This window comes from Streptomyces sp. NPDC038200, assembly GCF_055600785.1.
Map to the genome: position 1 here is coordinate 1 of NZ_JBVJYH010000008.1, position 12,999 is coordinate 12,999.

A 12,999-nucleotide genomic window follows, 5' to 3' on the forward strand; every position below is an offset into this window, starting at 1 on the left:
GTCGCTTCCTTTGTACTCACCCTCTCGGGCTTTCCTCCGGGCTTCCCTTCGTGTTTCCGACTCTATCAGATCTTCATTCGATCCGATTTCCTCGGTGCTTTCCAGGTTCCCGCTTCCGCGTTTCCCTTTCCGGCGGCTCCGACTTTATCAGAAGTTCTGAGCCGGATTTCCCACCCGCTCCGGGCATCCGTGTCCAGCGCGTGAAGTGCTGGGGTTCCCGGTCGGGCAGAGCCGTAAACGTACTGGAGCGGGGCGCCCCGATGCAAATCGAGGCGCCCCGCTCCTGGCCCGCATCGACGGGGCGTCAGACCTCCACGACCACCGGGAGGATCATCGGCCTGCGGCGATAGGTGTCCGAGACCCACTTGCCGAGGGTCCGGCGGACGAGTTGCTGGAGCTGATGGGGCTCCACGACGCCGTCCTGGGCGGACCGCTCCAGGACTTCCGTGATCTTCGGGAGGACGTCGGCGAACGCCGAATCCTCGATACCGGAGCCGCGGGCCTGGACGTGCGGACCGCCCGTGATCTTGCCCGTGGAGGAGTCCACGACCACGAAGACCGAGATGATGCCCTCGTCGCCGAGGATCTTGCGGTCCTTCAGCGCCGGCTCGCCGACGTCGCCGACCGAGAGTCCGTCGACGTAGACGTAACCGGCCTGGACCTTGCCGGAGATCTTGGCCTTGCCCTCGACCAGGTCGACCACCACACCGTCCTCGGCGATGACGATCCGGTCGTGCGGCACTCCCGTGAGTGCACCCAGCTCGGCGTTGGCACGCAGGTGGCGCCATTCGCCGTGGACCGGCATCAGGTTCCTCGGGCGGCAGATGTTGTAGAAGTACAGCAGCTCGCCCGCGGAGGCATGGCCGGAGACATGCACCTTGGCGTTGCCCTTGTGGACGACGTTGGCGCCCCAGCGGGTCAGACCGTTGATCACGCGGTAGACCGCGTTCTCGTTCCCCGGGATCAGCGAGGACGCGAGGATGACCGTGTCGCCGTCGACGATGCGGATCTGGTGATCGCGGTTGGCCATGCGGGACAGGGCCGCCATCGGCTCGCCCTGGGAGCCCGTGCAGACCAGGACCACCTCGTGGTCGGGCAGGTCGTCCAGTGTCTTGACGTCGACCACCAGGCCCGGCGGGACCTTCAGGTAGCCGAGGTCACGGGCGATGCCCATGTTGCGGACCATGGAGCGGCCGACGAAGGCGACCCGCCGGCCGTACTCGTGCGCGGCGTCCAGGATCTGCTGGATGCGGTGGACGTGGCTGGCGAAGCTCGCCACGATGATCCGCTTGCGGGCGTTGGCGAAGACCTGGCGCAGCACGTTGGAGATGTCGCGCTCGTGCGGGGTGAAGCCCGGGACCTCGGCGTTCGTGGAGTCGGTGAGGAGGAGGTCGATGCCCTCTTCGCTCAGCCGCGCGAAGGCGTGCAGGTCGGTGAGGCGGTTGTCCAGCGGAAGCTGGTCCATCTTGAAGTCGCCGGTGTGCACGACCATGCCCGCGGGGGTGCGGATGGCGACCGCCAGGGCGTCCGGGATGGAGTGGTTGACGGCGATGAACTCGCAGTCGAAGGGGCCGATGCGCTCGCGGTTCCCCTCCGCCACCTCCAGGGTGTACGGGCGGATCCGGTGCTCCTGGAGCTTGGCCTCGATCAGGGCCAGCGTGAGCTTGGAGCCGATCAGCGGGATGTCCGGCTTCTCGCGGAGCAGGAAGGGGACGCCGCCGATGTGGTCCTCGTGGCCATGGGTGAGGACGATGCCCTCGATGTCGTCGAGGCGGTCCCGGATGGACGAGAAGTCCGGCAGGATCAGGTCGATTCCGGGCTGCTCCTCCTCGGGGAAGAGCACTCCGCAGTCGACGATCAGCAGACGGCCGCCGTACTCGAAGACCGTCATGTTTCGGCCGATCTCGCCGAGACCACCGAGCGGGGTGACCCGCAGGCCGCCCTCGGGGAGCGGCGGCGGCGGGCCGAGTTCAGGATGCGGATGACTCAAAAGACTCTCCTCAACCACGCGCGCCACGTACCGGTCGGGCACGTGGCGCGCATGACGTTCGTGCAGAAGCAGTTGTCGTTGTGGGGTGCGGGCACCGGTGGCCCGCGTCTGCTGTTGTTCGATTCAGTTGTGAAGCTCGGGTCGTGCCAAGTCTGTTGTCAGAGCTGTACCCCGCCGGCAGCAAGATCGATCTTGAGCTGGGCGATCTCCTCGGGCGAGCACTCGACCATGGGCAGGCGCAGCGGCCCGGCGGGCAGGCCCTGAAGCGCGAGTGCCGCCTTGGTGGTCATGACGCCCTGGGTGCGGAACATGCCGGTGTAGACCGGGAGCAGCTTCTGGTGGATCTCGGTGGCCTTGACGACGTCCCCGGAGACGTACGCGTCCACCAGGGCACGCAGGTCGGGGGTGACGAGGTGGCCGACGACCGAGACGAAGCCGACCGCGCCCACGGAGAGCAGCGGGAGGTTCAGCATGTCGTCGCCGGAGTACCAGGCGAGGCCGGACCGTGCGATGGCCCAGCCGGCGCGGCCCAGGTCGCCCTTGGCGTCCTTGTTGGCGACGATCCGCGGGTGCTCGGCGAGCCGGACGAGGGTCTCGGTGCTGATCGGGACGCCGCTGCGGCCGGGGATGTCGTAGAGCATGACCGGGAGACCGGTGGCGTCCGCGACGGTCGTGAAGTGCCGGTACAGGCCCTCCTGCGGGGGCTTGTTGTAGTACGGCGTGACGACCAGGAGGCCGTGGGCGCCGATGCGCTCGGCCTCGCGGGCCAGCTCGACGCTGTGGTGGGTGTCGTTGGTTCCGACGCCGGCGACGACGTGGGCGCGGTCGCCGACGGCCTCCAGGACGGCTCGTACGAGGTCCGATTTCTCCGCGTCACTGGTGGTGGGGGACTCGCCGGTGGTGCCGTTGACGATCAGGCCGTCGTTGCCTGCGTCCACCAGGTGGGCGGCGAGCCGCTGCGCGCCGTCGAGGTCGAGTGCGCCGTCCGCCGTGAAGGGCGTGACCATGGCGGTGAGGACCCGCCCGAAGGGGGTCTGCGGAGTCGAGGTCGGAGCCATGGGTAACACGCTACTCGGTGCTCGATACGAGGTGTGCCCTTGGGGTGTCGGGAAAGTCAGGACAAAGAAGGAGCCCGGCACTGCCTGCTCGGGGGTTCAAGCAGTGCCGGGTCCGTTTGATCAGGCTAGATGAACTTCTCTAAATGCCGCAATACGGACACTTCGCGAGGCTGATCAGTACATCCGTTCCCGGGAGGGGAACAAGGCTTCGTTACGGGGCCACACGCCCGTTCGCATTGAAGGCGGCGTACGTCAGCGGCATGAGCTTCGCCCACTCCGCCTCCATCTTCTCGCCCACCATCTCGATCTCCCGCTGCGGGAAGGACGGCACCTTGGCCAGCTCGTGCTGGGTGCGCAGGCCGAGGAAGTGCATCAGGGAGCGCGCGTTGCAGGTGGCGTACATCGAGGAGTAGAGGCCGACCGGGAGGGCCGCTCGGGCGACCTCGCGGGCGACGCCCTCGGCGAGGAGCTTCTGGTAGGCCGTATAGGCCTGCTCGTAGGAGTCCCGGAGGGTGTCGCCGACGGCGGCGTGCTGCCCCGGCGTCCCCTCGACGAAGACGTACTTGCCGGGGCGGCCCTGCTGGACGAGCTTGCGGGAGGTGTCGGGGACGTAGAAGACCGGCTCGAGCTCGCGGTAGCGGCCGGACTCCTCGTTGTACGACCAGCCGACCCGGTGTCGCATGAACTCGCGGAAGACGAAGATCGGGGCGCTGATGAAGAACGTCATCGAGTTGTGCTCGAACGGGCTGCCGTGCCGGTCGCGCATCAAGTAGTTGATCAGGCCCTTGGAGCGCTCGGGGTCCTTCTTCAGCTCGTCGAGGGACTGCTCGCCGGCGGTGGAGACGCGGGCGGCGAAGAGGACGTCGGCGTCCGAAGCGGCGGATTTCACCAGCTCGACGGTGACGTCGCTGCGGAACGTGAGCGACTCGCGGGTGGTCACGGGGGTGGGGGTCCTTCCATCACTTGTGTTTCACGCCCACCCTACGGGGCCACTCGTGACAGCCGGAACCGCACCTCGCCCAAAAAACACACGACGAATTTTTCGGACATGGGCACCTTTTGTGTCACTCGATCGTCTGTACCGGTGAGGCGTGCACATTCGATCTTCGTCCCCTGAGAGGAGTCGCGACCACGATGTTTCTCCCCCAGCTGCCGCCGGGAGGTGCCCCCCGCGAACCCGTCCCCTTCGCCTTCGTGGCCGAGGCGGACAGGTTCCGCAGCAATGTCACTCCCCCGCCCCGTCGGCGGGCGTCCTTCGGTGAGCTGGCCGGGCGCTGGCTGCTGGGCCTCACCCTCGTCGCCGGGCTCGTGGGCGCCCTGCTCGTGGGCATGCCGGCGCTCTCCGCGCAGTCCGATGCGCCGGCTCAGCAGTCCCAGGCGTCCCAGGGGCGCTGAGCGGGGGGCACTGACCCTTCCGGACGCCCAAGGCTGGTGAGCGGGATCACGGCCGGATAGCCTCACCGGGCACAGCCCACGCGAGGACCGAGTGAGGACCAGCCGTGCCCCTGCCCTTTCTGACGGCCGACCGCACCTTCGAGACGGCAGCCGAGAGTGCGCTGCCCTACGACGACCCGGACCGCTGGCGGCGCCCCTACCGGCCCGGGCCCTGGCGAGTGGGCATGGCCGCGCTGTGGCTGCTGCTCGCCTCGCTCACCCTGTTCGCCGCGGTGCTCACCGCGCTGACCGGCTCGGTGCCGACCGCCGGGGCGGTCCTCGTCGCGGGCGTGCTGATCGTCGCCTGCGCGCTGCGGCTGCTGCGCATGGGGGTGTGGGTGAGCAGGCACGGGCTGCGCCGCACCGGCTTCCTGCTGACACGGACGGTGCCGTGGGCGCGGGTCGTCTCGGTGCGGACGGTGCAGCAGCCGGTGCGCTGGCTGGGGCTGCCGCGCACCGTGCAGGGACAGGCGCTGACCCTCGTGAGCAAGGACCGGCGTGGCGACGACGTTCCGCCGCTGCTGACCACGCACACCCTGGACTTCCTGGGCCGGCCGGTGGCTTTCGACCGGGCCGCGGACACGTTGGAGGCCTGGGCCGCGGAGAACGGGCGCGGCTGATACCGGAGCGAACCCGAAGGGGCCGGCTCGCGCTGCCGCGGACCGGCCCCTTCGGCGTCTCCGCACGCGCCCGGACGGTCTCAGCCGGTCGGGGCGGCCTCGCGGTGCGGCCGGCTCACGCCTGGACCGGTCTGCCGTCGTGCAGGGCGATGGCGTGCTGCATGGCCTTGCGGGCGCGGGGGGTGTCGCGGGCGTCGTGGTAGGCGACGGCCAGGCGGAACCAGCAGCGCCAGTCGTCGGGGGTCGCCTCCGTCTCGGCCTTGCGCTGGGCGAAGACCTCGTCGGCCGAGTCGCGGTCGATGCGGCCGCCCTCGGTGCGCTTCAGCTCGTCGACGGGCAGACCGCCCTCGGCGTCGAGTTCGGCGGCGAGCTGGTTGGCCCTGCGGACGAACTGGGTGTTCTTCCACAGGAACCACAGGCCGATGACGGGCAGGATCAGCACGGCCACGCCGAAGGTGACCGTGAGGACCGTGCCGGACTGGATGAGCATCACGCCGCGGCTGCCGACCAGGACGAAGTAGAAGACCAGGACGGCGGCCGTGACGAGGTAGGTGATCTTCGCGCGCATGACGAGTGGGCTCAGCTCAGGTCCAGGAAGTTCTCCAGGCCGAACGTCAGGCCCGGAGTCGACACCACGCGGCGGGCGCCCAGCAGGATGCCCGGCATGAAGCTGCTGTGGTGCAGGGAGTCGTGGCGGATGGTGAGGGTCTCGCCCTCGCCGCCGAGGAGGACCTCCTGGTGGGCCAGGAGGCCGCGCAGGCGGACGGCGTGGACGGGGACGCCGTCGACGCTGGCGCCGCGTGCCCCGTCCAGGGCCGTGACCGTGGCGTCCGGCGCGGGAGCGGTGCCGGCCGCCCGGCGGGCCTCGGCGATGAGCTGGGCCGTGCGGGTGGCGGTGCCGGAGGGCGCGTCCACCTTGTTCGGGTGGTGCAGCTCGACCACCTCGACCGACTCGAAGTAGGGCGCGGCGATCTGCGCGAACTTCATCGTCAGCACGGCCCCGATGGAGAAGTTCGGCGCGATGAGCACGCCGGTCCGCGGGGACTGGGCGAGCCAGCCCGTCAGCTGCGCGAGGCGCTCCTCGGTCCAGCCCGTCGTCCCGACGACCGCGTGGATGCCGTGGCGCACGCAGAAGTCGAGGTTGCCCATGACCGAGGCCGGGGTGGTCAGCTCGACGGCGACCTGGGCGCCGGTCTCCGCCAGGGTCTCCAGCTTGTCGCCCCGGCCGAGGGCGGCGACCAGTTCCATGTCCTCGGCGGCCTCGACCGCCTTGACCGCCTCGGACCCGATCCGGCCCTTGGCACCGAGGACCGCCACGCGCAGCTTGCTCATGTTCCTGCTTCCTAACCGGTGGTGTTTCAGGCGACCGCGCCGTGCAGCCGGGAGGCCTGCTTGTCCTTGAGCGGGCCGATGACCGACAGAGACGGACGCTGTCCCAGGATGTCGCGGGCGACCGCGCGGACCTCGTCCGGGGTGACCGCCGCTATCTCCGCGAGCATGTCGTCCACGGACATCTGCTCGCCCCAGCACAGCTCGCTCTTGCCGATACGGTTCATCAGCGCGCCGGTGTCCTCCAGGCCCAGGACCGTGGAGCCCCGGAGCTGGCCGATGGCGCGGGCGATCTCGTCGTCGGAGAGGCCGTTCTGCGCGACGTGGTCGAGTTCGTCGCGGCAGATCCGCAGCACGTCGTGCACCTGGCTGGGCCGGCAGCCGGCGTAGACGCCGAACAGGCCGCAGTCGGCGAAGCCGGAGGTGTACGAGTACACGCTGTAGGCGAGGCCCCGCTTCTCCCGGACCTCCTGGAAGAGACGGGAGGACATGCCGCCGCCGAGGGCGGTGTTGAGCACGCCCATGGCCCAGCGGCGGTCGTCGGTGCGGGCGAGGCCGGGCATGCCGAGGACGACGTGCGCCTGCTCGGTCTTGCGGGACAGCAGCTCGACCTTGCCGGAGGTGCGGATCGTACGGCTGCCGTCGCGCGGGGCGATGGGCTGGGCGTCCGTGTTCTTGAAGGCGCCCGCCTTCTCGAAGGCCGCGCGGACCTGGCGTACGACCTTGTTGTGGTCGATGTTGCCGGCGCAGGCGACCACGAGGTGCGTGGGGTCGTAGTGCTTCTTGTAGAAGCGGCGGATGCGGTCGGCGGTGAGGGCGTTGACCGTGTCGACGGTGCCGAGGACCGGGCGGCCGAGGGCGTTGTCGCCGAACATGGTGTGCGCGAACAGGTCGTGCACGCAGTCGCCGGGGTCGTCCTCGGTCATGGCGATCTCTTCGAGGATCGCGCCGCGCTCGACGTCGACGTCCTCTTCGAGGATCAGCGAGCCGGTCAGCATGTCGCAGACGACGTCGATGGCGAGGGGCAGGTCGGTGTCGAGCACGCGCGCGTAGTAGCACGTGTACTCCTTGGCCGTGAACGCGTTCATCTCGCCGCCGACGGCGTCGAGGGCGGAGGAGATGTCCAGCGCGCTGCGCTTGTGCGTGCCCTTGAAGAGCAGGTGCTCCAGGTAGTGCGTGGCGCCGTTCAGGGCCGGGGTCTCGTCGCGGGAGCCGACGTGCGCCCAGATGCCGAAGGTCGCGGAGCGGACCGAGGGCAGGGTTTCGGTGACGATGCGCAGGCCGCCGGGGAGGGTGGTCTTGCGGACCGTGCCGATGCCGGCCGTGCCCTTGATGAGGGTTTGGGTACGGGCGACGGCCCGCGCCTCCGAAGAGGAGCGGGCCGTCACCTTGGAGCTACGGGACGTCACTGCTCGGCGTCGTCCTTCGCCTCGTCGGAGCCCTCTTCGCCCTCGACCACCGGGACGAGGGAGAGCTTGCCGCGGGAGTCGATCTCGGCGATCTCGACCTGGACCTTCTGGCCCACGCCGAGGACGTCCTCGACGTTCTCCACGCGCTTGCCGCCGGCCAGCTTGCGGATCTGCGAGATGTGCAGCAGACCGTCCTTGCCGGGCAGCAGGGAGACGAACGCACCGAAGGTGGTCGTCTTGACGACCGTACCCAGGTACCGCTCGCCGACCTCGGGCATCGTCGGGTTGGCGATGCCGTTGATCGTGGCGCGGGCGGCCTCGGCGGAGGGGCCGTCGGCGGCACCGATGTAGATGGTGCCGTCGTCCTCGATGGTGATCTCGGCGCCGGTGTCCTCCTGGATCTGGTTGATCATCTTGCCCTTGGGGCCGATGACCTCACCGATCTTGTCCACGGGGATCTTGACGGTGATGATCCGCGGGGCGTTCGGGGACATCTCGTCCGGGGTGTCGATCGCTTCCATCATCACGTCGAGGATGTGGAGGCGGGCGTCACGGGCCTGCTTGAGGGCGGCGGCCAGGACGGAGGCGGGGATGCCGTCCAGCTTGGTGTCGAGCTGGAGGGCGGTGACGAACTCCTTGGTGCCGGCGACCTTGAAGTCCATGTCGCCGAAGGCGTCCTCCGCACCGAGGATGTCGGTGAGGGTGACGTAGTGCGTCTCGCCGTCGATCTCCTGGGAGATCAGGCCCATGGCGATACCGGCGACGGGGGCCTTCAGCGGCACACCGGCGTTCAGCAGCGACATGGTGGAGGCGCAGACCGAGCCCATGGACGTCGAGCCGTTGGAGCTCAGCGCCTCGGAGACCTGGCGGATCGCGTAGGGGAACTCCTCGCGCGTCGGCAGGACCGGGACCAGGGCGCGCTCGGCGAGGGCGCCGTGGCCGATCTCGCGGCGCTTCGGGGAGCCGACGCGGCCGGTCTCACCGGTGGAGTACGGCGGGAAGTTGTAGTTGTGCATGTAGCGCTTGCGGGTCACCGGGGAGAGGGTGTCCAGCTGCTGCTCCATGCGGAGCATGTTGAGGGTGGTGACGCCCAGGATCTGGGTCTCGCCACGCTCGAACACCGCGGAGCCGTGCACGCGCGGGATGGCCTCGACCTCGGCGGCCAGGGTGCGGATGTCGGTGACACCGCGGCCGTCGATGCGCTTCTTCTCCTTGATCACGCGCTCGCGGACGAGCTGCTTGGTCAGGGAGCGGTACGCGGCGGAGATCTCCTTCTCGCGGCCCTCGAACTCCGGGAGGAGCTTCTCGGCGGCCAGACCCTTGACGCGGTCCAGCTCGGCCTCGCGCTCCTGCTTGCCGGCGATGGTGAGCGCCTGGGCCAGCTCGGGCTTGACCGCGGCGGCCAGGGCCTCCAGGACGTCGTCCTGGTAGTCCAGGAAGATCGGGAACTCGGCGGTCGGCTTGGCGGCCTTGGCGGCGAGGTCGGCCTGGGCGCGGCAGAGCACCTTGATGAAGGGCTTGGCGGCGTCGAGACCGGCGGCCACGACCTCCTCGGTCGGCGCCTCGGCGCCGCCCTCGACCAGCTTGATGGTCCCCTCGGTGGCCTCGGCCTCGACCATCATGATCGCGACGTCGCCGTCCTCCAGGACACGGCCCGCGACGACCATGTCGAAGACGGCGTCCTCGAGCTCGGTGTGCGTCGGGAACGCGACCCACTGGCCGCGGATCAGCGCGACGCGGACGCCGCCGATCGGGCCGGAGAAGGGCAGGCCGGCCAGCTGCGTGGACGCGGACGCGGCGTTGATCGCCACGACGTCGTACAGGTGGTCGGGGTTGAGGGCCATGATCGTGGCGACGACCTGGATCTCGTTGCGCAGGCCCTTCTTGAAGGACGGGCGCAGCGGGCGGTCGATCAGACGGCAGGTGAGGATCGCGTCCTCGGAGGGCCGGCCCTCACGGCGGAAGAAGCTGCCGGGGATCTTGCCGGCGGCGTACATCCGCTCCTCGACGTCCACCGTCAGGGGGAAGAAGTCGAGCTGGTCCTTGGGGTTCTTGGAGGCGGTGGTCGCCGACAGCACCATGGTGTCGTCGTCCAGGTACGCCACGGCGGAGCCGGCGGCCTGCTTGGCCAGGCGGCCCGTCTCGAAGCGGATGGTGCGGGTGCCGAAGGGTCCGTTGTCGATGACGGCCTCGGCGTAGTGGGTCTCGTTCTCCACTAGCGTTTTCTCCGTTACATATCGTCTTTTGTCCCTTGGCTGCCCGTGTGGCAGGGGGACGGTGGTGGAGAAGCGCTCCGTGCGGTGCGGGCCGGTCTTCGATCGAAGCACCCGGGGCTCGCTTCCCCCCGGGGGCCACTACCGAGGACCGGCGGCGGCGAGGTGCGCTTCTCCTCGTTCTGTGTCGTACGTATTGCGTTGTGCTACCACACTACAAAGCGTGAGTGACACTCCGCACGTTTCCGCACGTACGGCGGAGGGTTCCGTGAGCGGGGCGGAGCCCCGCATACGGCAAAGGGAGCGGTCCCCGAGTCCTCCCGGGAACCGCTCCCCTCACGGCGTCCTACTTGGCGCCCGCCGCACCGCGGCGGATGCCGAGGCGGTCGACCAGCGCACGGAAGCGCTGGATGTCCTTCTTCGCCAGGTACTGCAGCAGGCGACGGCGCTGACCGACCAGGATCAGCAGGCCACGACGGGAGTGGTGGTCGTGCTTGTGGGTCTTGAGGTGCTCCGTCAGGTCGGAGATCCGACGGGAGAGCAGAGCGACCTGGACCTCGGGGGAGCCGGTGTCACCCTCCTTGGCACCGAACTCGGCGATGATCTGCTTCTTCGTAGCGGCGTCGAGCGACACGCGTACTCCTCATAGTCTGTGAGTGGCCACCGAGTGCCCCCGGTCTTCATCTCGGGGAAGCTTCCGTTACTCGGGAGGCGGGGATCCGCTGGGCGCGGCCTCCAGAACACCGTGAAGTCGGGTTCCGGGGGTGCGTACACAAACGGCCGTCACTCAGGGTACCAGCCGATGGCGGGGACCTTACGCCCGGTCGCCGAACCGTCCTGGCGGGCCGGTCTCCGCCACTAGGGTGAGCGCCGGGACCGTACCTACCTCGGGAAGGGGTCGCTGCACCATGGCGGAGACGGAAGCGGAGATCAAGGCGCGCAAGGAGCGGGAGCGGGACGAGCTGTACGCGCTCGACATCTCGGGCGCGCAGTGGCACTGCGCGCCCGGCACGGAGGAGCACGAGGAGCGGGTCGAGATCGCGTATCTGCCCGGCGGGGCGGTGGCGATGCGGTCCTCGCTCGACCCGGACACCGTGCTGCGCTACACCGAGGCGGAGTGGCGGGCGTTCGTGCTGGGGGCGCGGGACGGGGAGTTCGATCTGAAGCCGATGGCGCACAACGGGGGCCTCGACGTGCAGTGAGCGGCACCTGCGCGGCGCGGTGAGCGGCGCATGCGGAAAAGGGGCGGCACGCGTGTGCGTGCCGCCCCTTTTCCGTCGGCCGGCCCCCGGCCGGTCACGCCTGTCCGCCGGTCCCTAGCTGGTCATGGCGCGCGCCTTCGCGTACACGTCGAAGACGGCCAGGGTGAGCGGGATGAGGGTCAGCAGGACGAAGCCCTCGCAGATCTCCAGGAAGCGGCCCCAGAAGGGGGTCAGTCCGCCGCGCGGCAGGATCAGGCCCAGGGCCGTCACCAGGGCCGTGGCCAGGGCGATCACCGCGATCAGCCAGATGGTGCGGATCTCGAGGTCGGTACGGTCGCCGGCCAGTGCCGCGCGCATGATGTGCTGCGGCGGGTTGAGGGCGAGGCCGAGGCCCAGCAGGACCAGGGAGCCGAGACCGGCGGCCAGCACCGAGGCGACCTGGGCGGTGTAGCGGAAGAGCCCGGCGCGCATGAGCATCGCGATGCCGGTGGCGAACGCGAGCAGCTGGGCCCAGATGTCGTCGGAGAAGCCCAGGACGGCCGAGGCCCCGACGGCGAGCAGGGCGCAGCCGCCGACGAGGCCGACGAGGAGTTCGTGGCCGCGCCGCGCCTGTGCCTCGATGCGCTCGGTGTCCACCGGCTCCTGGGCGGCGGTCTCGGCGCCGTAGGCGGAGCGGGGGGTGCCGCTGCTGGGGTTCTCGAAGCCGATCGGCAGCCGTGCGAAGCGCATGGACATGCCGGGCAGGAAGGCGAGGGCGCCGACGGCGACGGGCGCGCACAGGCCGGCCATCTCCCTGGGGGCCCAGTTCGTGAGGGTCGCGATGAAGACGACGACCAGGGCGATCGCCGAGGCGAACACGAAGGCGACGAAGGGGCCGTCGCCCTGGGGTGAGCACAGGGCGAGGATCAGTGCGGCGACGAGGACGGCCGCGCACGCCAGCAGGAACTGGAGTCTGCCGATGCCCTCGCCGTCGCTCAGGGGTAGCAGACCGCTGCCCGCGACGCCGATGTTGGGCAGTGCGCCGAGACCGAGGGCGACGGCCGAGCCCCGGTCGTCGTAGACGCGGGCGCGGACGGCGGAGAGCACGACCAGGAGGACGCCGGTGACGGCGGCGAGGATGCCGGCCAGGCCGTGCATGTCGTGGCGCGGGTCGGAGGTCCAGGCGACGAACGCGAGCAGCGTGGGCAGCACGCCGCCGCCGACGAGGCCGGCGGCCCGGGTCAGGTCGCCGCTCCACAGCTTGTGCTGCTTGGTGACGGAGGAGGCCACGGCCTCGGCGACGTCGTCGAAGACGGCCGGCGGCAGGGACTCCGCGAACGGGCGCAGGGTGAGGAGTTCGCCGTCGAGAATGCGCTGGGCGGAGAAGGAGCGGGCGCTGTCCAGCACGGTGCCGTCGGTGCGGACGAGGTGGTAGCCGACCGGGGCGCCGGCCGCGGGGCTCTGCTGGGACAGCCGGAGGATCTCCGGATAGAGGTCGGCGACGGGGACGTCGTCGGGCAGTGCCACGTCGATACGGCTGTCCGGCGCGACGATGGTGACCCGGCAGAAGCCGAGTCCGGTGCCGGATCCGGAAGGGGCTCCCGTCCCGGGTCCGCCGGTGGCGGCGGCCGTCATGCTCACCTGCTGCTCCCCCTCAGTGGTGGTGGTGCGTCTATGTCGTGAAGGTCCCGTGCCGGTTTGCCCGGTGCTCGGTGACCCGGGTGCCGTGCGGTGGTGTTCCGGGGCCTTCCCGCCTCTTCATTGA

12 protein-coding genes are annotated in these 12,999 nt (G+C 69.9%); 3 read left to right on the plus strand and 9 right to left on the minus strand.

Annotated features, from left to right (window positions below; translation table 11 throughout):
* Positions 1 to 304: 304 nt before the first annotated feature.
* The 3 genes from ACZ7KF_RS18325 to thyX all read right to left on the minus strand — a co-directional run bounded on the left by ACZ7KF_RS18325 (position 305) and on the right by thyX (position 3,988).
* A complete protein-coding gene (locus ACZ7KF_RS18325; RefSeq protein ID WP_471075488.1) occupies positions 305 to 1,990 on the minus strand; it encodes a ribonuclease J in 1,686 nt (561 codons plus the stop codon).
* 158 nt (positions 1,991 to 2,148) lie between these two features.
* The gene (gene dapA / locus ACZ7KF_RS18330; protein WP_471075491.1) at positions 2,149 to 3,048 is read right to left on the minus strand and encodes a 4-hydroxy-tetrahydrodipicolinate synthase; all 900 of its coding nucleotides are present in this window, start codon (positions 3,046 to 3,048) and stop codon (positions 2,149 to 2,151) included.
* A 211-nt stretch (positions 3,049 to 3,259) separates the two neighbouring features.
* Complete coding sequence (gene thyX, locus ACZ7KF_RS18335) at positions 3,260 to 3,988, minus strand: FAD-dependent thymidylate synthase (RefSeq protein WP_471075493.1); 729 nt, start codon at positions 3,986 to 3,988, stop codon at positions 3,260 to 3,262.
* 194 nt (positions 3,989 to 4,182) lie between these two features.
* On the opposite strand from thyX, the gene ACZ7KF_RS18340 reads away from it, so the two are divergent.
* The gene (locus ACZ7KF_RS18340; protein WP_471075496.1) at positions 4,183 to 4,443 is read left to right on the plus strand and encodes a hypothetical protein; all 261 of its coding nucleotides are present in this window, start codon (positions 4,183 to 4,185) and stop codon (positions 4,441 to 4,443) included.
* A gap of 104 nt (positions 4,444 to 4,547) precedes the next feature.
* Positions 4,548 to 5,102 (plus strand): hypothetical protein, encoded by a 555-nt coding sequence (locus ACZ7KF_RS18345; RefSeq protein WP_471075499.1) that lies wholly within the window; start codon positions 4,548 to 4,550, stop codon positions 5,100 to 5,102.
* A gap of 115 nt (positions 5,103 to 5,217) precedes the next feature.
* Here ACZ7KF_RS18345 and ACZ7KF_RS18350 read toward each other — a convergent pair whose 3' ends face one another.
* From ACZ7KF_RS18350 to rpsO, 5 genes are all read right to left on the minus strand, one after another.
* The gene (locus ACZ7KF_RS18350; RefSeq protein ID WP_471075502.1) at positions 5,218 to 5,670 is read right to left on the minus strand and encodes a hypothetical protein; all 453 of its coding nucleotides are present in this window, start codon (positions 5,668 to 5,670) and stop codon (positions 5,218 to 5,220) included.
* An 11-nt stretch (positions 5,671 to 5,681) separates the two neighbouring features.
* Positions 5,682 to 6,434, minus strand: a complete 753-nt coding sequence (gene dapB, locus ACZ7KF_RS18355; RefSeq protein WP_471075505.1) for a 4-hydroxy-tetrahydrodipicolinate reductase — start codon at positions 6,432 to 6,434, stop codon at positions 5,682 to 5,684.
* A 26-nt stretch (positions 6,435 to 6,460) separates the two neighbouring features.
* On the minus strand, positions 6,461 to 7,840 hold the full coding sequence (locus ACZ7KF_RS18360; RefSeq protein WP_471075508.1) for a M16 family metallopeptidase: 1,380 nt from the start codon (positions 7,838 to 7,840) through the stop codon (positions 6,461 to 6,463).
* Positions 7,837 to 10,056, minus strand: a complete 2,220-nt coding sequence (locus tag ACZ7KF_RS18365; protein ID WP_471075511.1) for a polyribonucleotide nucleotidyltransferase — start codon at positions 10,054 to 10,056, stop codon at positions 7,837 to 7,839. Before ACZ7KF_RS18365 ends, ACZ7KF_RS18360 begins: the two co-directional genes overlap by 4 nt.
* 343 nt (positions 10,057 to 10,399) lie before the next feature.
* Positions 10,400 to 10,687 (minus strand): 30S ribosomal protein S15, encoded by a 288-nt coding sequence (gene rpsO, locus ACZ7KF_RS18370; RefSeq protein ID WP_208034749.1) that lies wholly within the window; start codon positions 10,685 to 10,687, stop codon positions 10,400 to 10,402.
* A 274-nt stretch (positions 10,688 to 10,961) separates the two neighbouring features.
* Here rpsO and ACZ7KF_RS18375 point away from each other — a divergent pair, with 274 nt between their 5' ends.
* Positions 10,962 to 11,255 (plus strand): DUF397 domain-containing protein, encoded by a 294-nt coding sequence (locus tag ACZ7KF_RS18375; protein ID WP_225829300.1) that lies wholly within the window; start codon positions 10,962 to 10,964, stop codon positions 11,253 to 11,255.
* A gap of 114 nt (positions 11,256 to 11,369) precedes the next feature.
* Here ACZ7KF_RS18375 and eccD read toward each other — a convergent pair whose 3' ends face one another.
* On the minus strand, positions 11,370 to 12,869 hold the full coding sequence (eccD, locus tag ACZ7KF_RS18380) for a type VII secretion integral membrane protein EccD (protein ID WP_471076308.1): 1,500 nt from the start codon (positions 12,867 to 12,869) through the stop codon (positions 11,370 to 11,372).
* Positions 12,870 to 12,999 lie beyond the last annotated feature (130 nt).

Bases quoted from the DNA above. Each gene is read 5' to 3' on its own strand.
- dapA (WP_471075491.1), bottom strand. From the start codon at position 3,048: ATGGCTCCGACCTCGACTCCGCAGACCCCCTTCGGGCGGGTCCTCACC.
- ACZ7KF_RS18340 (WP_471075496.1), top strand. From the start codon at position 4,183: ATGTTTCTCCCCCAGCTGCCGCCGGGAGGTGCCCCCCGCGAACCCGTC.
- ACZ7KF_RS18350 (WP_471075502.1), bottom strand. From the start codon at position 5,670: ATGCGCGCGAAGATCACCTACCTCGTCACGGCCGCCGTCCTGGTCTTC.
- dapB (WP_471075505.1), bottom strand. From the start codon at position 6,434: ATGAGCAAGCTGCGCGTGGCGGTCCTCGGTGCCAAGGGCCGGATCGGG.
- ACZ7KF_RS18375 (WP_225829300.1), top strand. From the start codon at position 10,962: ATGGCGGAGACGGAAGCGGAGATCAAGGCGCGCAAGGAGCGGGAGCGG.
- eccD (WP_471076308.1), bottom strand. From the start codon at position 12,869: ATGACGGCCGCCGCCACCGGCGGACCCGGGACGGGAGCCCCTTCCGGA.